The organism is Methylobacterium sp. yr668, assembly GCF_900116245.1.
In the GTDB taxonomy this organism is placed as follows: domain Bacteria; phylum Pseudomonadota; class Alphaproteobacteria; order Rhizobiales; family Beijerinckiaceae; genus Methylobacterium.
In genome coordinates this window covers 108,120-131,066 of the sequence record NZ_FOZY01000005.1, presented here as the reverse complement: position 1 = coordinate 131,066, position 22,947 = coordinate 108,120, and the positions used below count along the sequence as shown (strand labels likewise).

General features: G+C 71.4%; 25 protein-coding genes. 12 read left to right on the top strand and 13 right to left on the bottom strand.

What is annotated here, in order from left to right; genetic code table 11:
* Nucleotides 1-10 precede the first annotated feature (10 nt).
* A complete protein-coding gene (locus tag BM419_RS08530) occupies nucleotides 11-1,207 on the top strand; it encodes an MFS transporter (protein WP_091926169.1) in 1,197 nt (398 codons plus the stop codon).
* A 64-nt stretch (nucleotides 1,208-1,271) separates the two neighbouring features.
* Nucleotides 1,272-1,775, top strand: coding sequence for a GNAT family N-acetyltransferase (locus BM419_RS08525; RefSeq protein ID WP_091926167.1), 504 nt, complete (start codon nucleotides 1,272-1,274; stop codon nucleotides 1,773-1,775).
* 268 nt (nucleotides 1,776-2,043) lie between these two features.
* Here BM419_RS08525 and BM419_RS08520 read toward each other — a convergent pair whose 3' ends face one another.
* Nucleotides 2,044-3,204, bottom strand: a complete 1,161-nt coding sequence (locus BM419_RS08520) for a multidrug effflux MFS transporter (RefSeq protein ID WP_091926165.1) — start codon at nucleotides 3,202-3,204, stop codon at nucleotides 2,044-2,046.
* Nucleotides 3,205-3,368: 164 nt separating this feature from the next.
* On the bottom strand, nucleotides 3,369-4,340 hold the full coding sequence (locus tag BM419_RS08515; RefSeq protein WP_091926163.1) for a c-type cytochrome: 972 nt from the start codon (nucleotides 4,338-4,340) through the stop codon (nucleotides 3,369-3,371).
* Nucleotides 4,341-4,663: 323 nt separating this feature from the next.
* Here BM419_RS08515 and BM419_RS08510 point away from each other — a divergent pair, with 323 nt between their 5' ends.
* On the top strand, nucleotides 4,664-5,407 hold the full coding sequence (locus tag BM419_RS08510) for a 3-deoxy-manno-octulosonate cytidylyltransferase (protein ID WP_020092638.1): 744 nt from the start codon (nucleotides 4,664-4,666) through the stop codon (nucleotides 5,405-5,407).
* 23 nt (nucleotides 5,408-5,430) lie between these two features.
* Complete coding sequence (locus tag BM419_RS08505) at nucleotides 5,431-6,288, top strand: prephenate dehydratase (RefSeq protein WP_020092639.1); 858 nt, start codon at nucleotides 5,431-5,433, stop codon at nucleotides 6,286-6,288.
* Between the two features lie 3 nt (nucleotides 6,289-6,291).
* Here BM419_RS08505 and BM419_RS08500 read toward each other — a convergent pair whose 3' ends face one another.
* Nucleotides 6,292-7,017 (bottom strand): tyrosine-protein phosphatase, encoded by a 726-nt coding sequence (locus BM419_RS08500; RefSeq protein ID WP_091926161.1) that lies wholly within the window; start codon nucleotides 7,015-7,017, stop codon nucleotides 6,292-6,294.
* Nucleotides 7,018-7,245: 228 nt separating this feature from the next.
* On the opposite strand from BM419_RS08500, the gene BM419_RS08495 reads away from it, so the two are divergent.
* Nucleotides 7,246-7,752, top strand: a complete 507-nt coding sequence (locus BM419_RS08495) for a GNAT family N-acetyltransferase (protein ID WP_056525909.1) — start codon at nucleotides 7,246-7,248, stop codon at nucleotides 7,750-7,752.
* Between the two features lie 111 nt (nucleotides 7,753-7,863).
* Nucleotides 7,864-8,397 (top strand): inorganic diphosphatase, encoded by a 534-nt coding sequence (gene ppa / locus BM419_RS08490; protein ID WP_020092642.1) that lies wholly within the window; start codon nucleotides 7,864-7,866, stop codon nucleotides 8,395-8,397.
* A gap of 40 nt (nucleotides 8,398-8,437) precedes the next feature.
* Here ppa and BM419_RS08485 read toward each other — a convergent pair whose 3' ends face one another.
* On the bottom strand, nucleotides 8,438-8,971 hold the full coding sequence (locus tag BM419_RS08485; RefSeq protein ID WP_020092643.1) for a gamma carbonic anhydrase family protein: 534 nt from the start codon (nucleotides 8,969-8,971) through the stop codon (nucleotides 8,438-8,440).
* Between the two features lie 158 nt (nucleotides 8,972-9,129).
* Between BM419_RS08485 and BM419_RS08480 the strand changes: the two genes are divergently transcribed.
* Nucleotides 9,130-9,408 carry a hypothetical protein gene (locus BM419_RS08480; RefSeq protein ID WP_091926159.1) on the top strand — a complete coding sequence of 93 codons (279 nt, stop codon included), beginning with the start codon at nucleotides 9,130-9,132 and terminating at the stop codon, nucleotides 9,406-9,408.
* 108 nt (nucleotides 9,409-9,516) lie between these two features.
* The gene (locus BM419_RS08475) at nucleotides 9,517-9,732 is read left to right on the top strand and encodes a hypothetical protein (protein ID WP_020092645.1); all 216 of its coding nucleotides are present in this window, start codon (nucleotides 9,517-9,519) and stop codon (nucleotides 9,730-9,732) included.
* Between the two features lie 28 nt (nucleotides 9,733-9,760).
* On the opposite strand, the gene BM419_RS32335 is transcribed toward BM419_RS08475, so the two are convergent.
* Nucleotides 9,761-9,925: a hypothetical protein gene (locus BM419_RS32335; RefSeq protein ID WP_020092646.1), complete on the bottom strand. Its 165-nt coding sequence runs from the start codon at nucleotides 9,923-9,925 to the stop codon at nucleotides 9,761-9,763.
* A 94-nt stretch (nucleotides 9,926-10,019) separates the two neighbouring features.
* Nucleotides 10,020-10,535: an META domain-containing protein gene (locus BM419_RS08470; RefSeq protein WP_091926157.1), complete on the bottom strand. Its 516-nt coding sequence runs from the start codon at nucleotides 10,533-10,535 to the stop codon at nucleotides 10,020-10,022.
* Between the two features lie 222 nt (nucleotides 10,536-10,757).
* Here BM419_RS08470 and BM419_RS08465 point away from each other — a divergent pair, with 222 nt between their 5' ends.
* The 4 genes from BM419_RS08465 (at nucleotide 10,758) to BM419_RS08450 (ending at nucleotide 13,449) form a co-directional block, all read left to right on the top strand.
* Nucleotides 10,758-11,081: a helix-turn-helix domain-containing protein gene (locus BM419_RS08465; RefSeq protein WP_020092648.1), complete on the top strand. Its 324-nt coding sequence runs from the start codon at nucleotides 10,758-10,760 to the stop codon at nucleotides 11,079-11,081.
* 192 nt (nucleotides 11,082-11,273) lie between these two features.
* Nucleotides 11,274-12,011 carry a PIG-L deacetylase family protein gene (locus BM419_RS08460; protein ID WP_091926155.1) on the top strand — a complete coding sequence of 246 codons (738 nt, stop codon included), beginning with the start codon at nucleotides 11,274-11,276 and terminating at the stop codon, nucleotides 12,009-12,011.
* On the top strand, nucleotides 12,008-12,601 hold the full coding sequence (locus BM419_RS08455) for an SAM-dependent methyltransferase (protein WP_091926154.1): 594 nt from the start codon (nucleotides 12,008-12,010) through the stop codon (nucleotides 12,599-12,601). Before BM419_RS08460 ends, BM419_RS08455 begins: the two co-directional genes overlap by 4 nt.
* Entirely contained in the window at nucleotides 12,598-13,449 is an 852-nt protein-coding gene (locus tag BM419_RS08450; protein WP_091926152.1) for a glycosyltransferase family 2 protein, read from the top strand. Before BM419_RS08455 ends, BM419_RS08450 begins: the two co-directional genes overlap by 4 nt.
* Nucleotides 13,450-13,648: 199 nt before the next feature.
* Here BM419_RS08450 and BM419_RS08445 read toward each other — a convergent pair whose 3' ends face one another.
* The 7 genes from BM419_RS08445 to BM419_RS08415 form a co-directional block, all read right to left on the bottom strand.
* Nucleotides 13,649-14,620 (bottom strand): HpcH/HpaI aldolase/citrate lyase family protein, encoded by a 972-nt coding sequence (locus BM419_RS08445; RefSeq protein WP_012320599.1) that lies wholly within the window; start codon nucleotides 14,618-14,620, stop codon nucleotides 13,649-13,651.
* Between the two features lie 187 nt (nucleotides 14,621-14,807).
* The gene (locus BM419_RS08440) at nucleotides 14,808-17,558 is read right to left on the bottom strand and encodes a phosphoenolpyruvate carboxylase (RefSeq protein ID WP_091926151.1); all 2,751 of its coding nucleotides are present in this window, start codon (nucleotides 17,556-17,558) and stop codon (nucleotides 14,808-14,810) included.
* Nucleotides 17,559-17,725: 167 nt separating this feature from the next.
* Nucleotides 17,726-18,616, bottom strand: a complete 891-nt coding sequence (gene sucD, locus BM419_RS08435; protein WP_010687110.1) for a succinate--CoA ligase subunit alpha — start codon at nucleotides 18,614-18,616, stop codon at nucleotides 17,726-17,728.
* 16 nt (nucleotides 18,617-18,632) lie between these two features.
* Nucleotides 18,633-19,811, bottom strand: a complete 1,179-nt coding sequence (locus BM419_RS08430; protein WP_020092653.1) for a malate--CoA ligase subunit beta — start codon at nucleotides 19,809-19,811, stop codon at nucleotides 18,633-18,635.
* Between the two features lie 400 nt (nucleotides 19,812-20,211).
* On the bottom strand, nucleotides 20,212-20,853 hold the full coding sequence (gene fchA, locus BM419_RS08425) for a methenyltetrahydrofolate cyclohydrolase (RefSeq protein WP_091926149.1): 642 nt from the start codon (nucleotides 20,851-20,853) through the stop codon (nucleotides 20,212-20,214).
* A 10-nt stretch (nucleotides 20,854-20,863) separates the two neighbouring features.
* The gene (locus BM419_RS08420; RefSeq protein ID WP_042673897.1) at nucleotides 20,864-21,727 is read right to left on the bottom strand and encodes an NADP-dependent methylenetetrahydromethanopterin/methylenetetrahydrofolate dehydrogenase; all 864 of its coding nucleotides are present in this window, start codon (nucleotides 21,725-21,727) and stop codon (nucleotides 20,864-20,866) included.
* A gap of 210 nt (nucleotides 21,728-21,937) precedes the next feature.
* Entirely contained in the window at nucleotides 21,938-22,882 is a 945-nt protein-coding gene (locus BM419_RS08415) for a D-2-hydroxyacid dehydrogenase (RefSeq protein ID WP_020092656.1), read from the bottom strand.
* Nucleotides 22,883-22,947 lie beyond the last annotated feature (65 nt).

Below are 22,947 nucleotides of genomic sequence, written 5' to 3'. Positions count from 1 at the left end.
ATACGCCGCGATGGATTCCGACACGCTGTCCCGCCGCACCCTGCGCTTCGTCAACTTCGCGCACGCCCTCGACCATTTCGTGCTGCTGATCTACCCGACCGCGGTGATCGCCATCGCGGCCCAGACCGGGCTCGGCTACGGCGAGCTGATCGGGCTCGCCACCGGCGCCTTCGTGGCCTTCGGCCTGTGCTCGCTGCCGATGGGCTCGCTCGCCGACCGGTTCGGGCGGCGCAACATGCTGGCGGTGTTCTTCTTCGGCTACGGCCTGTCCTGCCTGGGCGTGGCGAGCGCCTCGACGCCGCTGGGCTTCGCCCTCTGGCTCTGCGTCCTCGGGCTCGCCTCGGCGATCTACCACCCGGTCGGCTCGGCCATTCTGGTGACTCATGCCCGCCGGCTCGGGCACGATCTCGGCATCAACGGCGTCTGGGGCAATCTCGGCGCGGCCTCGGCCTCCGGCCTGACCGCGCTGCTCGCCGCCACGGTCAGCTGGCGCGCGGCCTTCATCGTTCCCGGCCTCGTCTGCCTCGCCTGCGGGGCCGCCTTCGTGGCCCTGGTCCCGGGCGACGGCGACGCCGCGGGGAGGAAGGCCGGCGGCGCGGCGGTGATCCCGGTGACCCGGCCGTGGGCGCTCATGGCGATGTTCGCCCTGTCGATCTTCGCGGGCGGCCTGACCTTCAACCTGACGACGATCAGCCTGCCCAAGGTGATCGACGAGGGCGTCGGGCAGGCGCTGCCGCTGGCGCTGACCGGCTCGATCGCCACCGGCGTCTTCCTGTTCGGCGCCCTGATGCAGCTCGCCATGGGCCGGCTGATCGACCGCTACAGCCTGCCGTCCCTGTTCGTGGCCCTGTCGGTGCTGCAGCCGCTCGGGCTCGGGATCGCGGCCGTCTCGACCGGCCTGCCGCTGCTCGCCGGGCTCGTCCTCGCCATGACGGCGATCTACGGGCAGGTGGTGATCAACGACGCGATGATCGCCCGCTACGTGCCGCCCGCCTACCGGGCCCGCGCCTACAGCGTGCGCTACTTCGTCGGCTTCACGGCGAGCGGCTTCGTGGTGCCGGCGATCGCCCTCCTGCACGACCGCGGCGGCTTCGCGCTGGTCCTCGGCGTCGCCTCCGCCTGCGGCGCGGTGATCTGGCTCGCGGCCCTGGGCTTCCTGAGGCTGACGCAGGGCGGCGCGCGGCCCGCCCTGGCCGCCGCCGAGTAGCGCGACGGTTTGCGGGTCCGGCCCGGCGCTGCTACGCGGCGCCCGTCCGACCCGCGAGTACCCCGTGACCGATCTGTCCCTCGTCATCCGGCCGGAGCGGCCGGAGGATGCCCCCGCCATCGAGCGCCTCCATGCCCGGGCCTTCGGGCCCGGCCGCTTCGCCCGCACCGCCTACCGCCTCCGCGAGGGCGCGGCCGAGCGGATCGACCTCGGCATCACCGCCTCGGTCGGCAGCTTCCTCGTCGGCTCGGTCCGGATGGGGCCGGTGCGGACCGGGGCGACGCCCTTCGTGATGCTCGGCCCCCTGGCGGTCGATCCGAGCTTCGAGGGTCGCGGCATCGGCAGCACCCTGACCCGCGCGGCGATCGAGGGGGCGCGGCGGGCGGGCGAGGGCCTGGTGATCCTCGTCGGCGACGCGCCCTACTACGCCCGCTTCGGGTTCACGCCGGTTCCGCCCGGGCGCCTGACCATGCCGGGACCGGTCGACCCGGCGCGCCTGCTGTGGCTGGAACTGGCCGAGGAGTTCCGTGCGGGCGTGACGGGCCCGATCGAGGCGGTCAGGACCTGAAACGGGGCCCGACAGGCGTGCCTCAGCTCTCTGACGGTGATTCCGGTCCGCACCGGGCTGGTCTTCTGCATGCGCGTGAATGGCTCAGCTCAACCCACACGCAGCCGCCGTCATTGCGAGCGAAGCGAAGCAATCCAGTAGCGCCACACTTACGGAGGGCGCGCTGACCCTAGGTCGCTTCGCTGCGCTCGCGATGACGGAGAGGGCCGACGGGTCCGCCGAGCAGCGAGCGCCGCCGGGGCCGGCGCTCGACCGTTCGAAACCCCGTTCAGGCCCGCCGGAGCGCCAGCGCGGCGATCAGCCCGGCCGCGAGCAGCGCCAGCGCCACCGGCGTCGCCGAGGTCGCCGGCCACGCCGAGGCGGCGGCCGTGAACAGCGCCCCGAACGTCATCTGGGTGAAGCCGTAGAGGCTGGAGGCCGACCCGGCGGCGTGCGGGTCGACGTTCATCAGCCCCGCCACCGCGTTGGGGCTGAGCAGACCGACGCCCACCGCGTAGGCGAAGAGCGGCACGATCAGGCTGACCACGCCGAGCATGCCGGTGCGGTCCACGACCAGCAGCGACAGCGCCGCCCCGATACAGAGGAGGTTGCCGCTCCGCGCCGCCTTGCGGATCGGCACCCGGACGGCGAGCCGGCTCGCCAGGACGGCGCCGCCGACCATGCCGAACACGACGATCAGGCAGTCGAAGCCCACCTCCTGCGAGGAGCGCCCGAGCCGGTCCACGAGGAGGAACGGCGCCACCGCCAGGAACGCGTAGAGACTGGTGCCGCCGCAGGCGCCCGCCACCAGGTAGGCCCGGAACACCGGGACCCGCACCAGCCGCAGGTAGCCGGACAGGACGGCGACGAAGCCCGGCAGCGCCACCTTGTGGCGGTTGGTCTCGGGCAGGGTGAAGACCACGAGCGCACCCAGCACGGCGACGAGGCCGGCCAGCACCACGAACACCGCGCGCCAGCCGAAGGCCTCGTTCACCACGCCGCCGATCGCCGGGGCCAGCGCGGGCGTGAGCGTCATCGCGGTGGTGAGGATCGCGAGCTTCCGGGCGGCGTCCTCGCGGGTCGAGACGTCGCGGACCATCGCCCGGCCGATCACCAGCGAGCCGCAGGCGCCGAGGGATTGCAGGACGCGGGCGACGAGCAGGACGCCGATGTTGGGCGCGGGGATCGCGAGCAGCAGGCCGGCGAGGTAGAGGACGAGTCCCCCGATCAGGATCGGGCGCCGCCCGTATCGGTCCGAGAGCGGCCCGTAGAGGAGCTGACCGCCCGCGAGCCCGATCAGGTAGACGGTGATCGTCAGCTGCGCGCCGGCGGCGTTGGTGCCGAGGTCGACGGCCGCCGCCGCCAGCGCCGGCACGAAGATGTGCAGCGCCACCGTTCCGGTCATGGTCACGGCGACGAGGAGCGGCAGGGGGGCCCGGCGCTCCGGCACGGCGGGACGTCGATCAGTCAAGGGGCCCTACGCGGTTCTCGATCCGGCCGGATGCCGGGGCGCAGCCGCCTTAGAGCAAGGGCCACGCCCGGAGCCATGCCGGCGGAACGCGCCAGGCACGCGAAGGGCGGGACCGTGCCCGGCCCCGCACCCGGCCGTGCCGCCTACTCCTTCGGCAGCGGCTGCGGGGTCGGCAGCGGCGCGTTCAGATCCTTGGTCGGGCCGCCGACCTCCAGATCCTTCGCCCGCTCGACGGCCTCGGGATTGGCCTTCGCGGCCGGCTCCTTGGCGGCCGGCGCCGTCGGCGCGGTCGGCTCGGCGGGGATCAGGCTCGAGGGCTGGCCCTGCTGGTCGCTGTCGTGGGCGCTGGCCGGGGGAGCCGGCGCGTTGCGGTCGCTCGACTCGCCGGTCGTCCGCGGGCTGCCGGGCGACTTCGCCTCGACCGGCTTGGCGGTGCCGGTATCGGCGGGCTTGGCCGGGCTGTCCTTACCCTCGGACGCCTTGTTGGCGGCGGGCTTGTCGGCGGACGGCTTGTCGGCGGCGGGCTTGTCCTCGGGCTTGGCCGCGGCGGGCGCGGCCGCCGGCGCGGCGTCGGTCTTCTCGACGGCCGGCAGCGGCTTCGGCGATTCGGCGAGCGTCCGCAGGTAGGCGATGACGTTGGCCCGCTCCTGCGGCGCGGCGATGCCCGCGTAGGCCATCTTGGTGCCCTTCACGTAAGCCTTCGGGTTCGTCAGGAACTCGTCGAGGTCGGCGTAGGTCCAGGTGCCGCCCTTCTCCTTCATGGCCGCCGAGTAGTCGAAGCCCGCATGCGCGCCCTTCGGCCGCTCGACGATGCCGTACAGGTCGGGGCCGACCTTGTTCGGGCCGCCCTTCTCGAAGCTGTGGCAGGCGTGACAGGCCTTGGTGCCGGCCTCGCCCTTCTCGGCATTGGCGCTGGCGAGGCGGACGGCGATCGGCTCGACCTTGGCCTCGGGCGCCGCCGCGGCGGTCTCGGGCTGCGGCTCGGGCAGGTCGTAGCCGGCATTGCCCGCCGGCTTCGGGTGGTAGATTAATTCGGCGACGAAACCCGATCCGGCCGCGAACAGAAGGGCGCCGAGGACCGCACCCAGGACCTTGTTCACCTCGAACGAGTTCATGCTCTTCTCGCAACTCGGCCGTGCCGAACGCGCGCCTGACACGGGCGAGCGGGCTCGGACACCGGACATTGGAAGATTTCGAGGTTGCCTTAGCGGTTCCGGGCGGCTCCTGACAATGCCGCAGGGGCGTTCCGCGTCGCTCCGGCGCAGGATTGTTCCACCGAATTGTCCAGCTTGTCACCGGGTGGCACCTTTTCTCCACCGCGGCCCGGCCCGTTTCCGCAGGCCCGTTCCCGGGGGACGACAACCGGAGGCCGGCCTGTTAAGCAGCCGGCCGCCTCCCGTCGCGGCCGCTCGATCCGCGCATCCGGATCCGAATCTCGATGTCCGATCCCCTGGTCCTGATCCCGGCGCGCCTCGCCGCGACCCGCCTGCCGAACAAGCCGCTGGCCGACATCGCCGGCGAGGCCATGATCGTCCATGTCTGGCGCCGGGCCGTCGAGGCCGGGATCGGCCCGGTGGTGGTCGCCACCGACACGGCGGAGATCGCCCGCACGGTCGAGGCCGCGGGCGGCCTCGCGGTGATGACCCGGGCCGACCACCCGTCGGGCTCCGATCGCCTCGCCGAGGCCCTGGAGATCGTCGATCCGGAGGGCCGCCACGACGTGGTCGTCAACGTGCAGGGCGACCTGCCGACCATCGACCCGGCGATCATCGGCGCCTCCGTCGCGCCGCTCGCCGACCGCACCGTCGACATCGTCACCCTCTGCGCGCCGATCACCGATCCGCACGAGGCCGACAACCCCAACGTGGTCAAGCTCGTCGGCCACGCGGTCGGTCCCGGGCGCCTGCGCGCCCTCTACTTCACCCGCGCCCGCGCGCCCTGGGGCGACGGGCCCCTCTGGCACCATATCGGCCTGTACGCCTACCGGCGCACGGCGCTCAGCCGGTTCGTGGCCCTGCCGCCCGGCGAGCTGGAGGTGCGGGAGAAGTTGGAGCAGCTGCGGGCCCTCGAGGCCGGCATGCGCATCGATGCCGCCATCGTCGACGACCTGCCGCTCGGCGTCGACACCCCCGCCGACCTGGAACGGGCCCGCGCCCTGCTGCAGGGCCGGCGCCTGAACTGACCGACGAACGAATCCGCGCCGCCATGACCGACCGCACCATCGCCTACCAGGGTGAGCCCGGGGCCAACTCGCACATCATCTGCGCGGAGGCCTATCCGGACTGGACGCCGCTGCCCTGCCCGACCTTCGAGGACGCCTTCGCGGCGGTGACGGAGGGGCGCGCGCAGCGGGCGATGATCCCGATCGAGAACTCGATCGCGGGCCGCGTCGCCGACATCCACCACCTGATCCCGATCTCGCCGCTGCACATCGTGGCCGAGCACTTCCTGCCGATCCACTTCCAGCTGATGGTCCTGCCGGGCACGAAGCTCGAGGCGCTGAGGAGCGTCCACAGCCACGTCCACGCGCTGGGCCAGTGCCGCCGCATCATCCGCCGGCTGGGCCTGAAGGCCGTGGTCGCCGGCGACACCGCCGGGGCGGCCCGCGAGATCGCCGAGATCGGCGACCCGAGCCGGGCGGCCCTGGCGCCCGCCCTCGCCGCCGAGGTCTACGGCCTGGACATCCTCGAGCGCGACGTCGAGGACGAGGCGCACAACACCACCCGGTTCGTAGTGTTCTCCCCTGAGCCCGAGCCGGTCGCCCAGGGCGCCGAGCCCTGCGTGACGAGCTTCGTGTTCCGTGTCCGCAACATCCCGGCCGCCCTCTACAAGGCGCTCGGCGGCTTCGCGACCAACGGCGTCAACATGTCGAAGCTCGAGAGCTACATGGTCGACGGCGAGTTCACCGCCACGCAGTTCTACGCCGAGGTCGACGGCCATCCGGAGGATACGGGCCTCCGCCGCGCGCTGGACGAGCTCGGCTTCTTCTCGCGCGAGCTGCGGGTGATCGGGACCTACCCGGCCCACCCGTTCCGCGAGGCGGCGCGGCCGCCCGCGGAGTGATCTTCACTCCCGCCGCAGGATGCGGTCGGCGGCCAGATCCGACCAGAAGCCCGGCCGGAAATCCCGCTTGAGCGCCTCGGGATCGTAGACGGTCTCGACCCAGGTCAGGAAGTCGAGGCCCTTCGCCTCGCCCTCGACGCGGTAGCGGGCGAAGAACGCGTCGAGGATCCCGGTCTTGGCGAAGCGGAGATGGCCGTAGCGGGCGGAGAGCTGCCGGGCGGCCTCGGCCACCGGGCGGCCCTCGTGCAGGATCAGGTACAGGGCCGAGGCGAGGCCGGCCCGGTCGGCGCCGGACTTGCAGTGCATCACGGCCGGGTACTCGATGCCGGCGAAGAACGCCTTGGCGCCGAGGATGGTGGCGCGGTCCGGCGCCTCCCGCGAGCGGAGCACGAACTCGACGAGCTTGAGGCCGTGGCGCTCGCAGGCCTCGCGCTGCAGCGGCCAGGACCCGTGCTCGCGCCCGCCGCGCAGGGAGATGATCGTCCGCACGCCCTCGGCCCGGAAGCGGGCGAGCTGGTGGGGACCGGGCTGGGCCGAGCGCCAGACGGCGCCGGTGCCGACCCGGTGCCGGTTGAGGTAGGCGAGGCGGAACACGCCGTGGTCCATCAGCAGCATGCTGGCCCACGCCATCAGCCGGTCGCCGGGGCCGGCGATCGGCCGCTCGAAGCGGGCGATCCGGGCCATGCGGCGCGCGTAGCGCGTCTCGGGCTTGAGGAAGCGGTTGAACAAGGCCGGGCTGCCGAGGGAACGAGCCCGGGCTCTACCAGCCACCCGGCGGCCCGGCAATTCGCGGCCCCGCGGCGGCCCCGCGGCGGCCCGGCACCAGACCGGCACGCGGTCGACCACACACCGACGCGATCCGGCGCCGTTCTTGCCTTCACTCCGCCCGGATCGGCATCGAACCTGCGCGGACCGCGCGAGTTATCCGCCGGTCGGACGATGGGAGGCCCGAGGCCCATGAGCACGCGCACCACGAGCATCCGCCGGGCCCGCGAGGCCGACCTCGGCGGCTTGTCCAAGGTGTTCGACGCGTCGTGGCGCGAGGCCTATCGCGGCATCATCCCGGGCGTCGCCCTGGAGCGGCTGATCTCGACCCGGGATCGGGCGTGGTGGCGGGGCGCCCTGCGCCGCGGCCGGCCGATCGCGGTGGTCGAGACGGGCGAGCTCGTCGTCGGCTACGCGGCCTACGGGCGGACGCGCAGCCGGTCGCTCGGCACCGAGGCGGAGATCGACGAACTCTACCTGCTGCCGGAGTACCAGGGCGTCGGTCTGGGCCGCCGCCTGTTCCGGGCGGTGCGCAACGACCTCGCGGATCACGGCCTCGCGCGGCTCGGCGTGTGGAGCCTGGAGGACAACGCCCGCGCCAGCGCCTTCTACGAGGGGCTCGGCGGCGTCGCCGGCCCGCGGGTGCTGGACCGCGTGGCGGGCCTCCCGCTCCCGAAGGTCGGGTTTCTCTTCGGCTAACGTTTTCCAGCGCTCGTTGCCGGGCCGTACCATCGACTGATTTGCTTTGCCAGGCGGCGCCTCTAAGAGATCCGGGAAGCGGACGAGACCGCATTCCGGAAGCGACAGGCCATGAAGATCGACGCCATCCCGCTCGGCAAGAAGCCGCCGCACGACGTCAACGTGATCGTCGAGGTGCCGCTGGGCGGCGAGCCGATCAAGTACGAGATGGACAAGGAATCCGGCGCGCTGGTCGTCGACCGGTTCCTGTACACGCCGATGTTCTACCCGGGCAATTACGGCTTCATCCCCCACACCCTGTCGGGCGACGGCGACCCCTGCGACGTGCTGGTGGCCAACACCCGCGCCGTGCTGCCGGGCGCGATCATCAGCGCGCGTCCCGTGGGCGTGATGGTGATGCAGGACGAGGGCGGCGAGGACGAGAAGATCATCGCGGTGCCCTCGCGCCACCTGACCAAGCGCTACGACCGGGTCGAGAACTACACCGACCTGCCCGACATCACGATCCAGCAGATCCAGCACTTCTTCGAGCACTACAAGGATCTGGAGCCCGGCAAGTGGGTCAAGTTCGTCCGCTGGGGCGACAAGGAGGAGGCCCACCGGCTGATCGAGGAAGCGATCGAGCGCGGCAAGGCCAAGAAGTAAGGGTGTTCCGGCCGCTCCTCCGGGGAGCGGCCCGTACCCGTCAGCCGTCGATGCGGCGCAGCCCGGCCCGGTAGCGCCGGGCATTCTCCACGTAGCGCAGGGCGGCCTGCCGCAGACCCTCGATCGCGGCCTCGTCGAGGGTGCGCACGGCCTTGGCCGGCGCCCCGACGATCAGGCTGTGATCCGGGAACTCCTTGCCCTCGGTGACCAGCGCGTTGGCGCCAACGAGGCAGCCGCGGCCGATCCGGGCCCCGTTCAGAACCGTCGCACCCATGCCGACGAGGCTGCCGTCCCCGATGGTGCAGCCGTGCACGATCGCGCCGTGCCCGATCGTGACGTCGGTCCCGATCACGAGGGGGAAGCCGGGATCGACGTGCATGATCACGCCTTCCTGGACGTTGGTGCGGTCGCCGATGCGGATCGGCTCGTTGTCGCCGCGCAGAGCCGCGCCGAACCAGATGCCGACATCGAGGCCGAGATGCACCCGGCCGATCACCTGCGCGTCGGGCGCGATCCAGACCCGGGCCGGGTCGGCGAGGTCGGGGACGTGCTCGTCGAGGGCGTAGAGCGGCATGGCGGCCTTTCACGGAAGAGCGGTGGTATCGGCCGCGCGGCGCGGCCGGGATCGCGACAGATGACGCGCGGCACGTGTCGCGGGAATGGTACGGCGCGTCCAGGCTGCCAATGCTAGGCTGGCTCCGCAAGCGGTCGTGACCCGGATCGGAGACAGAGATGGCACGCCTCCCGGCCCTGATCGGTCTAACGCTTCTCCTGCTGACGCAGGGGGCCGGGGCCGCGGACCTGCGGGGGCCGGCGGCGCCGAGCCGGTTCCGGGCGACGTGCGAGGATCTCGGGACCTTCTGCTTCGCCGACGCCTGCGGCGGCGATCAGATCGCGGCGGCCGAGGGCTGCCGGGCGCGCTGTCCGAGCGCGTCGATCGTCGAGGTCGTCCCGGCCGCCTGCCCGCTGCCGGACGGTCGGTCCGTGCCGATCCTCCGGCGCCGCGGCTGAGAATCGGCCGCGATCGAGGGCCGGGAGAAATATCGGACGTCCGCGGCAACGAAACGCGGAACGCGGCATTGACCGTTTCGAACACGCGAACAACGGAGACGCGGACAGATGCTCGCGAACGCGCGCGATGCCCGCCGGCGCACGAAGCTGACCAGCGATCTCCGTCCGCCCGAAGCGGGAGCGAACGCCGATCCCGTCCTGTACGGCGTGGCCGCGGGTCTGGCGGCCCTGTTCCCGCCCGTGATGCTGCGCTCGGAGGCCTCGCCCGAGACGCACCGCGCCTCCGAGACCTCGCGGGCGCCGGACGCGACCGGCACCCGCTGAGGCTAGGACCGGTCGGCGCAGGCTCCCCTCAGGCCGCGAGCCGGACCAGGAGGAGGAGGGTCGCCAGGAGCGGCGACGCCGCGGCGAGCCAGAGGGCGCCCGGATGGAAGCCCTCGGGTCCCGAGAAGCGCGCGGTCCGCGTCACCGCGGGACGCAGGGGATCCCCGCGTCCGATCCCGATCCCGACTGGCATCCGCGCACTCCTCGATACCGGAGGAGTGAGCGCCGACGTCCCTCAAGAGCGTCTGAATCGGCGGCCGTCGTCGTTCGGCGTGCTGAACCGGCCCTTAAAGGGCCCGGTCGAACTTCAGCTCGCCGTTCGGGCTCTTCAGAACGAGCTGCGAGCCGACCAAGTCCCACGCCGCCGAGGTGCGCAGGGCGATGAAGAACGCCTGCTCGGCGGCCGCGAGGCCCTTGTCGCAGCTCTTCTTGGTGAGCGCGAGCGGGCCGACGGCGATGTGCTGCTCCTTGAGCGGGAAGGCGGTCGCCGCGAAGGTGTTGCAGCCGCCGTAGCCGCGGGCGCGGTACTGCTTGTCGATGATGAAGCTCGGCCGGTCGCCGCCCGTGAACGGCTTGCCGTTCAGGCTCACGGCGGTCCAGGTCGAGTCCAGCGGGAACATCTTCTCGCTGGCCTTGGTCCCCGGCACGTACTGGGGCTTCTTCTCCTCCTCGCCGCCCGGCCGGCGGTTGCCCCGGCCGAAGCCCGTGGGCGAGCCGCCCATCTGCGCCTGCGCCTGCGTCGCCGCGGTCAGGTCCATGGCCAGCACGGCACAGGCCAAGCTCGCGATCAGCACCCCTCTCATCGTCCAGTCCCCATGTCGCGCGCGCCGCGCGCAGGTCATCCCGGTCCGGAAGCGCCGCGCGGGCCGCGCGGTCCGGCCCCTCGCGTGGGCCGCTCCGAATCCTTGCGCCGTGCCGGATGCGACAGGATTTCAGCACAATTATGGTCGCGCTCGGCCGAAGACCGCCCGGAAACGATCCGGGACCGCGATCGTTGTTGATCAGTGCGAAGCAGGAGGATCACCTTGGCAGGATCGGACGAGGGCGCGCAGAGCGGGACCCGGGCGCTCGCCATGACCCCGGCGCAGTCGCGGGCGGCTCGCGGGCTGCTCGGCTGGTCGGAGGCCGATCTCGCCGGCAAGGTCGGCCTGGACGAGCGATTCGTGCGGGATTTCGAGGGCGGCTACAGCGACGCGCCCAGTGGCCAGGTCGAGGCCCTGCGCAGCGCCCTCAGCGCCGCCGGTGCGGTCTTCCGCGACGCGCCGACGCCCGGCGTCCACCTCGCGGCGGGCCGGGGCGTCGACGAGGGCACCCGCGCCGACGCGCTCACCACCGAGAACGATCGCTGATGCCCTCCGGCCGGCCCGTACGCGCCGCTCATGGCGCGTTCATGCGCCGCGCCTGACAACCCGGGACGCCAGAACCCGCGCACCGTCCGTGGAGCGTCCCGTGATCGATCCCGTCAGCAGCCCGTCGCGGTGCGACCGGCGCTTCCTCTTGGCCTCCGACCTCTCGGCCTCTGACCGGATCGGAGGCTGCTGATGCGCGCCGACGCCTTCCTCGCCGCCGCCGACGCGCTGCCCGTGGCGAGCCTCGACGCCCTCCTGGGGAGCCGGGGGCTCGTGGTGGTCGCGCCCCATCCCGACGACGAGAGCCTCGGATGCGGCGGGCTGATCGCCGCCGCCCGGGCGTCGGGACGGCCCGTGCATCTCGTCGTGGTCAGCGACGGCTGCGGGTCGCACACGCATTCCCGTCTCTACCCGCCCGAGAAACTGCGCGCCCTGCGCGAGGCGGAGACCCGGCGGGCCGTGGCGGTCCTCGGCCTCGGGCCCGAGGCCGTCACCTTCCTGCGCCTCCCGGACGCGCACGTCCCGAGCGACGGCCCCGAGGCCGAGGCCTCCGCGTCCGCGGTCGCCCGCGCGGCCGCGGCGATCGGGGCCGGCGCGGTCTTCGTCACGTGGCGCCACGATCCCCACTGCGACCACAAGGCGGCCGCGGCGATCGTCGCCCTCGCGCGGCCGCAGATGCCGGGGGTCCGCGTCTACGAGTACCCCGTCTGGGGCTGGACCCTGCCGCCCGAGACCGAGGTCGGGCCGAGCCCCGCCGGCCTGCGCCTCGACGTCTCCGCCTATCGCGAGACCAAGGCGCGCGCCGTCGCCGCCCACGAATCGCAGACCACCGACCTGATCGCGGACGATCCCCAGGGCTTCCGGCTCGAGCCCGCCATGATCGACCGGCTCTGCGGCCCCTACGAGCGCTTCGTCGCGGTCCCCGCATGAGCCGCCGGACGCAGACCCTGCCGGAAGACTACTTCCTCGGCATGTACGCCAGCGACCCGGATCCCTGGCGCTTCACCTCGTCGTCCTACGAGCGCGACAAGTACGCGGCGACGCTGGCGGCCCTGCCGCGGGCGCGCTACCGGGCCGCGTTCGAGCCGGCCTGTTCCATCGGCGTCTTCACCCACGCCCTGTCCGAGCGCTGCGAGCGTCTGCTCGCCACGGATCTGGTCCCGGCCGCCCTGGAGGACGCCCGGGCGCGCTGCGCGGATCGCCCCCACGTCGAGATCCGGCAGGGCACGATGCCGGCGGACTGGCCCGAGGAGCGGTTCGACCTGATCGTCCTCTCCGAGTTCCTGTACTTCCTGGCCCCGGAGGATTTCGCCGCGCTCGTGCGCCGGGCCGTCGCGACGATCGCGCCCGGCGGCGACATCGTGCTGGTGCACTGGCTGGGCGAGACCGACTACCCGCTCTCGGGTGACGGCGCCGCCGAGGGCTTCATCCGGCTGTCGGCACCCTTCGCAAAGGTCCTGAGTCAGGCGCGGACGGACAAGTACCGCATCGACGTCCTGCGCGCCGGAACCGCCCCGTGAGCGTCGCGGTCATCACCCTCAACAAGGGCCGGCGCGCGCACCTGACCCGTCTGCTCGAAGGCCTCGGCCGCGGCGACCCGCCCGACCGCTGCGTCGTCGTCGAGATCGGCGACGACGCGGCGCCCTACCCGGCCCTGCCCTTCCCGGTGGAGCGCGTGCCGTTCCCGCATGCCGGCCTGCCGCTCGCTGCGGCGCGCAATGCCGGGCGCCGGGCCGCCGGTGCCGACACGCTGATCTTCCTCGACGTGGACTGCATCCCCTCGGCGGGGCTCGTCGCGGGCCTGTCGCGGGCGGTGGCCGAGCGGGACGGCCTGATCTGCTGCGAGATCGGCTACCTGCCGGCCGGCGCGGTCGCGGACGGGTGGCGCGAGACGGATCTGGCGCGTCTCGGCGCGCCGCACCCGGTGCGGGTCTTCCCGCCCGCCGGCACGGTGGCGCCGGCGCCGCAGCCCGGCCTGTTCTGGTCCCTCGCCTTCGCGGTGCGGGCCGCGACCTACGACCGCCTCGGCGGCTTCGACGAGACCTTCTCGGGCTACGGCGCGGAGGACACCGACCTCGCCTTCCGGGCCGAGCGGGCCGGCGTGCCGATCCTGTTCCTCGGCGGCCCTCGGGCCTACCACCAGCATCATCCGGGCTACGACCCGCCGCTGCAGCATTTCCGCGACATCGTCGCCAACGCGGCGCGCTTCCACGACCGGCACGGGATCTGGCCGATGGACGGCTGGCTCGACGGGTTCGCCCGGCTCGGGCTGATCGCGGCGGACCGCTCCACCGGGATCGTGGTTCACCGGGACCCGACGCCGGACGAGATGGAAGCGGCGCGGCTGCCCGACGATCGGCCGTTCTGACGGGACTTCGGGCCACGCGGCGCCGCCGTCCTCGCCGCCGTCCTCGCGAGCGCAGCGAGGCAACCCGGCAGCGACACGCATGTCGCCGTAGCCGCGAGCCTGGATTGCTTCGCTGCGCTCGCAAGGATGAGACGTTCCTCGCAGTGCGGAGGGCGGATCCCGGCCAGGGGGCCGGGATCCGCCCGCGTCGGAGCGGTCTTCAGCCCTTCATGGCGTTCGCCTTCTCGATCAGCGCCTCGGCCATGCGGATCGAGGCGATGTCGATGAGGCGGCCGTCCAGGGACACGGCGCCGCGGCCGGCCTTGGCGGCCTCTTCCATGGCCTCGAGGATGCGCCGGGCCTTGGTGACCTCGGCCTCGGAGGGGGTGAACACCTCGTTGGCGAGCTCGATCTGGCTCGGGTGGATCGCCCACTTGCCCTCGAAGCCGAGGGCCGCGCAGCGGCGGGCCGCCGAGCGGTAGCCGTCCGGATCCGAGAAGTCGCCGAACGGTCCGTCGATCGGGCGCAGTCCGTAGGCGCGGCAGGCGACCAGCATGCGGTTCTGGGCGAACAGCCACGGGTCCTGCCAGTGGGTCTGGCGGCTGCCGGACTCGTCCTTGTCGGTCAGCACCGAGAAGTCGGGGTTCACGCCGCCGATGACGGTGGATCGGGCGCGGGTCGAGGCGGCGTAGTCGGCGACGCCGAAGGACATCGCCTCCAGCCGCTTCGACGACTGGGCGATCGCCTCGACGTTGGCCATGCCGAGGGCCGTCTCGATCAGCACCTCGAAGCCGATCTGCTTCTCGCGCTTCTTGGCCTGCTCGATCTGCGTGACCAGCACGTCGATAGCGTAGACGTCGGCCGGCACGCCGACCTTGGGGATCAGCACCATGTCGAGCCGCGGGCAGGCTTCGACGATGTCGACCACGTCGCGGTACATGTAGTGGGTGTCGAGACCGTTGATGCGGATCATCATGGTCTTGTTGCCCCAATCCAAGTCGTTCAGCGCCTGGATGATGTTGGTGCGGGCCTTCTCCTTGTCGTCCGGGGCGACCGCGTCCTCAAGATCGAGGAAGATCACGTCCGCCGCCGAGGAGGCCGACTTCTCCATGAAGGTCGGGTTGGAGCCGGGCACGGCGAGTTCGGAGCGGTGCAGGCGCGGCTTGGCCTGCTGGATCAGGGTGAAGCTCATCTTGGGTTCTCTCTCCTAGTGACGGTTCTGGTGCCGTTGCGGGATGCGGTCCCGTTCATCGGCGGCAAATGGCGCGCGCGTGGATCGCTGACAGGGCGCGGCTGCACGAATGGACCGGGTTCCCGGTACGGGATCGAGGCACGGGTCCCGTCTCCCGCGCGGGAGAGGGAGCCCGCTGGACCCTACCCTATCCGGTCGCCCCGAAGCCGACCGCGATGCAGTTGATGGACAGGAGCAGGGCCGACTTCACCGCCTCGCGCCGGTCCTCGTCGGTCTCGGCGCGGTAGCGGGCGAGCAGCTCGACCTGCTCGCGGCTGACCTGGTTAATCGTCGGGAGCCGGCCCTTCAGGCGGTCCCGGAACAGGGGGAAGCGCTCAGCCAGCTCCGTGCCGCCGCTCACCCGCAGCACCATCTCGCGGGTGAGCGCGTACTCGGCCTCGATCATCGAGAAGATCCGGTCCCGGACGCCCGCGTCCGGGACGAGGCCCGCGTAGGCGCGGGCGATGTCGAGATCGACCATCATCAGCGTCTTCTCGACCTCGTCGAGGACGAGGCGGAGGATGCGGGACTCGTTGAACAGCCGCTTGAGGGTCGCCTCGCCGTCGCGGCCGCGCACGTCGATGAAGCTCGCCAGCCCCGAGCCGACGCCGTACCAGCCGGTGATCACGTGCCGGTTCTGCGACCACGCGAACACCCAGGGGATCGCGCGGAGGTCCGAGAGCGAGCGCGCGCCGAAGCGGCGGGCCGGACGCGAGCCGATGTTGAGAAGGGAGATCTCGTCCAGCGGGCTCGCCGCCTGGAAGTAATCGACCAAGCCGTCGGTCTGGAGCAGCTGGACGTAGGCCGCCCGCGAGGCCCCGGCGAGCGCCTCGAGGGCGTCGTCGTGGCCGGGGCCCGCCCGCTCGCCGTCGCCGGCGAGCGCGTGCTCGAACACCGAGGCCGCCAGCAGCTCCATCTGGTAGGCGGCCGTGCCGCGATTGGCGTACTTGAACGAGACGACCTCGCCCTGCTCGGTGGTCCGGAACCGGCCGCGGATGGAGCCCGGCGGCTGGGCCATGATGCCCTTCTGGGTCGGCACGCCGCCGCGGCTCACCGAGCCGCCGCGCCCGTGGAAGAAGGCGATCCCGACGCCGAGCTCCTCGCCGAGCCGGGTCAGCTTGCTCTGCGCCTTGTAGAGTTCCCAGTTGGCGGCGACGAAGCCGCCGTCCTTGTTGGAGTCCGAGTAGCCGATCATCACCTCCTGCACGCCGCCCTGCCAGCGGGTGGAGCGGCGGACCACCGGCACGTTGAGCAGCGCCCGCATGATCGCCGGGGCGGCGCGCAGGTCGTCGATGGTCTCGAACAGGGGCACGATCGGCAGCGGGCAGATCTCCGTGCCGGCGGCGTCGAGGAACACCCCCGCTTCCTTGGCCAGCAGGTACGCGCCGAGCACGTCCTCCACCGAGCGGGTCATCGACAGCACGAAGGCACCGAACGCCTCGCGGTCGAGGGCCTCGCGCATCTCGGCGACGAGGGCGAAGGTGGCGAGCGTCTCGCGGGCGGCGTCGGGCAGGTCCTCGAAGGACCGCTCGGGATCGCGCGGCCGGGCGAGCTCCGTGTCGAGCCACTGGCGCCACGCGGCCGAGCCGAGGGCCGGCGGCTCGCCGTCGCCGTTGCGCTGGCGCCAGAGGGCGTGGAGCGTGTCGGTGGTCCGGGTGGTGTTCTCGCGCAGGTCGAGGCGGACCGTCGAGAAGCGGAAGATCTCGACCATGCGCCGGACCGGGCGGACGAGGTCCCGCGCCAGTGCCCCGCACTTAGCCTCGGTCAGGCCGCGCTCCAGGGTGCGCAGGTCCTCGATCAGCCCGTCCGCGCTCGCGTAGTCGGGGCCGGACGGGTGCTCGCCCTCGTTGCGGGCGATCGTCGCCTCGATCTTGCGCAGGACGCAGGAGAGGTACTGGCGATAGGGCTCGCCCGGGTTGCGCCGGGTGATGGCGCGGGCCTGGCCGCTCTCGGCGAGATTCCGGTCGAGCTCCGCGCGGAAGCTCTCGGGCAACGGCAGCGAGCGCTCGGTGAGCGAGAGGGTCCGCCCCAGCTCGCGGACGCCGTCGCGGTAGCGCGTGAGCGAGGCGAGCGCGTTGCGGTGCAGGGTCTGCCGGGTGACGGCCGCCGTGACGTAGGGATTGCCGTCCCGGTCGCCGCCGATCCAGGAGCCGAACTGGAAGAACGGCGGCACCCTGAACTCCGTGCCCGGATAGGTCTCGGCCAGCGCCTCGTGGAGGGTCTCCAGGGTCTCGGGCAGCATCTCGAACAGGGTCTCGTCGAAGAAGTGCAGCCCCCAGGCCACCTCCCGCTCGACGGTCGCCTTCTCCAGGTGCAGCTCGCCCGTCATCCAGACCAGCTCGATCTGGTCGCGCAGCTCGTTCATGAGCCCGTTGCGCTCACGGTCGGTCCAGCGCGGCATCTCCAGCTCGCGCAGGACGAGGTAGATCCGGCGGAACTTCTCCAGCACCGTCACCCGCTTGCCCTCCGTCGGGTGGGCGGTGAGCGTCGGGCGGATGCGCAGGTCGCTCAGCAGCGCCTGGATTTTTTCAGGGGGCACCCCCTGTTTGCGCGCGTCGGAAAAAACCTTGGCGAAGGAGCCGCCGAGCGCGGCCCGCCCCTCCGTGCGCTCCACGTGCCGGCGTCGGCGCATCGCGGCGTTCTGCTCGGCGATGGAGATCAGCTGGAACCAGATGCCCTGCACCTGCAGCGCGCGCGCCAGCATCTGCGGCGAGAAGCGCGAGATGTCGGCCGTCCCGTGCAGGACCGCCTCGAGGTCGGGGTCGTGCCGGCGGGCGACGTCGAGCAGCGCCTGGAACAGGATGTCCAGCGCCTGCTCCGACGACGTGCCGACGATCACCGGCGGCGCGAAGGCCGTGGCATCGACGAGACCAGGGGTTGCGTGAAGGGTGCGGGTCATGGAGCCACCTCGTGGCGCACGGTCTTTCTCGAGGATGTTCAGCACGATGCGCCGTCACCTCCGGGAGGGAGGCGCGCATCGGCCGGTGCCCAGCGCGACGCGCGCCCTCTCCCGCTCGGGAGAGAGGACCCGCGCCGCGTTCCGGGACGTAAGGCGGGCCGGCCGCGCTACGCGGCCCGGGCCAGCACGTCGGCCACCGTCTGCCCGAAGGATCCCGGATCCGGCGCCACCGTCAGCCCGTAGGAGCGCATGATCTCGGCCTTCTCGGCGGCGCTGTCGCCGGCGGCCGAGATGATCGCGCCGGCATGGCCCATGCGGCGACCCTTCGGGGCGGTCAGCCCGGCCACGAAGCCGATCACCGGCTTCGACATGTTCTCGCGGATCCAGGCCGAGGCCTCGGCCTCCTGCGGGCCGCCGATCTCGCCGATCATCAGGACCGCGTCGGTGTCCGGGTCGGTCTCGAACAGGGCGAGGTGGTCGAGGAAGGACGAGCCGTTGATCGGGTCGCCGCCGATGCCCACCGAGGTCGAGATCCCGAGCCCGAGTTCCTTGAGTTGCGAGGCGGCCTCGTAGCCCAGCGTCCCGGAGCGGGAGATCACCCCGACATTGCCCGGAAGGTAGATGTGGCCGGGCATGATGCCGAGCATCGCCTTGCCGGGCGAGATGATGCCGGCGCAGTTCGGGCCGACCACCATGGTCCGCTTCTCTTTCGGGTAGCGGTACAGGTAGCGCTTCACCCGCATCATGTCCTGGGCCGGGATCCCGTCGGTGATCGAGCAGACCAGCCGCAGGCCGGCATCGGCCGCCTCCATGATGGCGTCCGCCGCGAAGGGGGGCGCCACGAAGGTGATCGACGTGGTGGCGCCGGTCGCCGCCACCGCCTCCTTGACGGTGTTGAACACCGGCAGGCCCAGATGGGTGCGCCCGCCCTTGCCCGGGGTGACGCCGCCGACGACGTTCGTGCCGTAATCCAGCATCTCCTTGGCGTGGAAGGTGCCCTTGTCGCCCGTGATGCCCTGGACGATGATCGGGGTGGTCTCGTCGATGAGGATGCTCATGGCGCGGTCTCCCCTCTCAGTGCTGCGTCTTGGCGGCGGAGCAGGCGTCGACCGCCTTCTTGGCCGCCTCAGCCAGCGTGTCGGCGGTGATGAGATCGAGGCCGCTCTCGGCCAGGATCTTCTTGCCGGCCTCGACGTTCGTGCCGGCGAGCCGGACCACGAGCGGCACGTCGATCTTCACCTCGCGGGCGGCCTGGACGACGCCCTCGGCGACCCAGTCGCAGCGGTTGATGCCGGCGAAGATGTTGACCAGGATCGCCTTCACGTTGCGGTCCGAGAGCACGAGCCGGAAGGCCGTGGCGACCCGCTCAGGAGACGCGCCGCCGCCGACGTCCAGAAAGTTCGCCGGCTCGCCGCCCGCGTGCTTGATCATGTCCATGGTGGCCATGGCGAGGCCCGCGCCGTTGACGATGCAGCCGATCTCGCCCTCGAGGCCGATGTAGCTGAGGTTGTGCTCGGCGGCCTGCGCCTCGCGGGGATCGCCCTGGGACGGGTCGTGCATGTCGGCGATGCCCGGCCGGCGGAACATCGCGTTGTCGTCGAAGCTCATCTTGGCGTCGAGCGCCAGCACCCGGTCGTCCTTGGTGACGACGAGCGGGTTGATCTCCAGCATGGTGCCGTCGCAGTCGCGGAACGCCCGGTAGGCGTTCATGATCGTCTTCACCGCGGCCGAGACCTGCTTGATGTTGAGCCCGAGCTGGAAGGCGATCTCCCGCGCCTGGAACTGCTGCAGGCCGACCGCCGGCTCGACCACCACCTGGATGAGCGAGTCGGGCTCCTTGGCGGCGATCTCCTCGATGTCCATGCCGCCGCGCTGGCTGGCGATGACCCGCACGCGCTCGGCCTTCCGGTCCAGCACGTAGCCGAGGTAGAGCTCGCGCTCGAACGGGTCGGCGGTCTCGACGTAGACCCGCTGCACCGGCTTGCCCTCGGGGCCGGTCTGGTGCGTGACGAGGCGCTTGCCGAGGAGATCCTTCGCGGCGTCGCGGACCTCGTTGTAGGTCCGGCACAGCTTGATGCCGCCGGCCTTGCCGCGGGCGCCGGCGTGGATCTGCGCCTTCACGGCCCAGAACGAGCCGCCGAGCTCGGTGGCTGCGTAGACCGCCTGGTCCGGGCTGAAGGCGATCGCGCCTTTCGGGACGGCCACGCCGAAGCTCGCGAGCAGCTCCTTGGCCTGATACTCGTGGACGTCCATTCGGCGCCTCCTCCGCGGTTCGTTGCCGCCGTTGACGCCCTCTACTTTAGTTGAGTCGAAAGATTACGCCCGTCAAATTTTTTAAGCTCCTGATTGACCGCGACTTTTTCGCGGTCGCAACACAGATCGTATTTCATATTGCGATGCAGCATACAGGAAAACAGCGAGGCCGGGAGCACGATGCACCCGGCCTCGACTGTTGAATCGCTACAAAGTACGCCGGAACGCTTCGTTCAGGACGCTCTGTCCGTCATCGCGAGCGCAGCGACGTGACCCAGGGCAGCGCGACCTCTGAGATCGTGGCGCCGACTGGATTGCTTCGCTGCGCTCGCAGAGACGGCGGCGTCGACGGGGCCGACCGGGCGCGCTGTGACGCGCGGTGCTGACCCAAGTCGCCGGTTCAGTTCACCTTGTCCTTGACGACCGCGTAGACCTTCTCGGTGAGTGCGCCGGCCTCGCCGAGCAGATCCGCCAGCTCCTTCAGCCGCTCCTCGGCGAACGCGCGGTCCTCGAGACCCTTGGCGTTCACGTAGACGTTCAGTGCCGCGCTGCGCAGGCCGGCATAGGCGGAGAGCACCGCCACGCCGGCATCCGACACGACGTTGAGGTTGCCCTTGTCGGCGGTGATGGCCGCGAGGTCGATCACCGCGCGGCAGGCCCGGCAGCAGGCGAGCGGCACGTCGCAGGCGGTCTTGAGCGCCGCCTGGATCTTCTCGGCGCGGGCCGCCTTCTCGTCGTCGGTGTTCTTGGGCAGGCCGTAGGCGCCCATGACGGCGTCGAAGGCCTGGACGTCCTCGCCGATCATGCCGGTGAGCACGACCCGCAGGCCCTCGGACTTGGCCAGGACCTCCTTCAGCTCGGCCTCGACCTCGACGTACTTCTTCTTGCCGATGGTGAGGTTGCAGACCATCGACACCAGGGCCGCGCCCATGGCGCCGGAGATCGCCGCCGCGCCGCCGCCCCCGGGGGTGGGGGCAGCGCTCGCCAGCTCCGTCAGGAATTTCTCGATGCTGTCGGTCTCGGGGCGATGCGTCTCGGTCACCGGCGCCTCCTCAGGCCATCGTCTTGGCGAGGGCGTAGATCTCCTCGGCGTCGAGCACCTTGTCGGTGCTCTCGAAGAGCTGGCCGACGCAGGCCCGGTGCAGCTTGAGCTTCAGGCCGCCGATGCCCAGCGCCCCGAAGGCCTGCTTGCCGTTGCGCTCCTTGCCCTTGTCCATCACGTCGATGCCTCCGATGCCCGTCGGGGGCTGGGCGTTGTAGTCGGCGACGAACTCGATCGACGATTCCTGCGCCCAGGCGGCTTCCGGCAGCAGCTCGACGCCGATGGCGCCGGCCGTGAACACGAGGTTCGTGCCCTTCACCAGAGCGACGCGGGAGGCCTCGTCGGGGGTCGCGGCGGCCTTCACGTTGACCTTGAAGCGCGTGTTGATCTGGTCCGCGGCGGCCTGGGTCTTGTCGAGGGCGCGGCCCGCGATGGTGACCTCGGCGCCCTCGCCGGCGAGCAGAGCGGCCGAGCGCATGCCGACCGGGCCGGTGCCCGCCAGCACGACGGCCTTCTTGCCCTGGAGCGAGCCCGCGGCCTTGGCCACCAGCGCGACGCCCGCGGCGGCCGTGGTGTTGGAGCCGTTGGAATCGAGCATCACCGAGACCCGGAACGGGCCGAAGAACCGCTTCTTGACGGCGGTGAACAGCGCCTCGCCCGCCGCCATGCTGCCGCCGCCGACGAAGATCGCCGTCGACTTCTTCTCGGAGCCGCCGCGGGTGTAGATCGTGCCGTCGACCAGGGCGCCGACATTGTCGGGATTCACGCCGCCGTAGCCGGTGATGTGGTCGGCGCCGCCGTCGTAGCCGACGACCGTGTCGAACACGTTCGGCACGGCATCGGTGTCGAACAGGAACAGCAGCTTCTTCGTCATTTTCCTGGGACCTTTCCGTCGCGCCCGTGGGGCGCCGGCGCTGATGTTGGTTGGGTCGATGCGTGGACGCAGCCCCCTCTCCTCACCCTTGCGGGGAGGAGCCGGAGGTGGGGGTAGTGCAGAATTGAGCGGAGCAGTGCCTCCTGCACCACCCCCACCCCTGGCCCCTCCCCCCAAGGGGGAGGGAAACGCCCGTCGCTGATTTTGAGCTTAGGCTTCCACCACGTTCTGCGGCTTGCCCGCCACGAAGGCCTCGACGTTGTCGACGAGCTGGTCGGCCAGAATCTGCATCGCCTCCTTGCTCGCCCAGGCGACGTGCGGCGTGACGATCAGGTTCGGCAGGTCGGCGTCGCACAGGATGTTGCCGTCCTTGGGCGGCTCCTGCGCCACCACGTCGAACCCGGCGCCCGCGATGGTGCCGTCCTTGAGCGCCTCGAGAAGGGCCGCCTCGTCCACGAGGCCGCCGCGGGCCGTGTTGATGAGGATGGCACTCTTCTTCATCTTCTTGAGCTCGGCGGCGCCGATCATCCCCTTGGTGTCGGGGGTCAGCGGCACGTGCAGCGTGATCACGTCGGACTGCGTCAGGATCGTCTCGAAATCGACCAGCCCGTCCTGCGGGAACACGTCGTAGGCGATGACCTTCATGCCCAGCGCCTCGGCGCGCTTGGCGATCGATTTGCCCAGCGCCCCGTAGCCGACGATGCCGAGCGTCGAGCCGGCGATGTCGTAGATCGGGTAGTCGAAGTAGCAGAACTGCTTGGACTTCGCCCAGTCGCCGCGCCGCACCGAGTTGGCGTAGGGCACGATCGCCCGGCGCAGGGCGAACATCAGCCCGACCACGTGCTCCGGCACGGTGTTGAACGCGTAGTTGCGGATGTTGACGACCGTGACCCCCTGGGCCTTGGCCTGGGCCTTGTCGACCACGTCGGTGCCAGTGGCGGCGACCGCGATCAGCTTCAGGTCGGGGAGCTGCTTCAGCGTCTCGGCCCGCATCGGGACCTTGTTGATCAGCGCGATCTCCGCGCCCTGGAGGCGGGAGACGATCTCCTCCGGCGTCCAGGTCGACTCGTGCTCGACGTATTCGTGGGGGAAATTGAACGGTCGGACCCTGGCATCGAGGGATTCGCGATCCAGGAACACGATCTTCTTGGTCATAGGACCCCTCTCGTACGACGGGCGGTTTCCTCGATAGTCTTGTTCTTACTTGCGCGTCGGGGCGG

Bases quoted from the DNA above. Each gene is read 5' to 3' on its own strand.
- BM419_RS08530 (WP_091926169.1), top strand. From the start codon at position 11: ATGGATTCCGACACGCTGTCCCGCCGCACCCTGCGCTTCGTCAACTTC.
- BM419_RS08515 (WP_091926163.1), bottom strand. From the start codon at position 4,340: ATGAACTCGTTCGAGGTGAACAAGGTCCTGGGTGCGGTCCTCGGCGCC.
- BM419_RS08510 (WP_020092638.1), top strand. From the start codon at position 4,664: ATGTCCGATCCCCTGGTCCTGATCCCGGCGCGCCTCGCCGCGACCCGC.
- BM419_RS08505 (WP_020092639.1), top strand. From the start codon at position 5,431: ATGACCGACCGCACCATCGCCTACCAGGGTGAGCCCGGGGCCAACTCG.
- BM419_RS08495 (WP_056525909.1), top strand. From the start codon at position 7,246: ATGAGCACGCGCACCACGAGCATCCGCCGGGCCCGCGAGGCCGACCTC.
- ppa (WP_020092642.1), top strand. From the start codon at position 7,864: ATGAAGATCGACGCCATCCCGCTCGGCAAGAAGCCGCCGCACGACGTC.
- BM419_RS08485 (WP_020092643.1), bottom strand. From the start codon at position 8,971: ATGCCGCTCTACGCCCTCGACGAGCACGTCCCCGACCTCGCCGACCCG.
- BM419_RS08480 (WP_091926159.1), top strand. From the start codon at position 9,130: ATGGCACGCCTCCCGGCCCTGATCGGTCTAACGCTTCTCCTGCTGACG.
- BM419_RS08475 (WP_020092645.1), top strand. From the start codon at position 9,517: ATGCTCGCGAACGCGCGCGATGCCCGCCGGCGCACGAAGCTGACCAGC.
- BM419_RS32335 (WP_020092646.1), bottom strand. From the start codon at position 9,925: ATGCCAGTCGGGATCGGGATCGGACGCGGGGATCCCCTGCGTCCCGCG.
- BM419_RS08470 (WP_091926157.1), bottom strand. From the start codon at position 10,535: ATGAGAGGGGTGCTGATCGCGAGCTTGGCCTGTGCCGTGCTGGCCATG.
- BM419_RS08460 (WP_091926155.1), top strand. From the start codon at position 11,274: ATGCGCGCCGACGCCTTCCTCGCCGCCGCCGACGCGCTGCCCGTGGCG.
- BM419_RS08455 (WP_091926154.1), top strand. From the start codon at position 12,008: ATGAGCCGCCGGACGCAGACCCTGCCGGAAGACTACTTCCTCGGCATG.
- BM419_RS08445 (WP_012320599.1), bottom strand. From the start codon at position 14,620: ATGAGCTTCACCCTGATCCAGCAGGCCAAGCCGCGCCTGCACCGCTCC.
- BM419_RS08440 (WP_091926151.1), bottom strand. From the start codon at position 17,558: ATGACCCGCACCCTTCACGCAACCCCTGGTCTCGTCGATGCCACGGCC.
- sucD (WP_010687110.1), bottom strand. From the start codon at position 18,616: ATGAGCATCCTCATCGACGAGACCACCCCGATCATCGTCCAGGGCATC.
- BM419_RS08430 (WP_020092653.1), bottom strand. From the start codon at position 19,811: ATGGACGTCCACGAGTATCAGGCCAAGGAGCTGCTCGCGAGCTTCGGC.
- BM419_RS08420 (WP_042673897.1), bottom strand. From the start codon at position 21,727: ATGACGAAGAAGCTGCTGTTCCTGTTCGACACCGATGCCGTGCCGAAC.
- BM419_RS08415 (WP_020092656.1), bottom strand. From the start codon at position 22,882: ATGACCAAGAAGATCGTGTTCCTGGATCGCGAATCCCTCGATGCCAGG.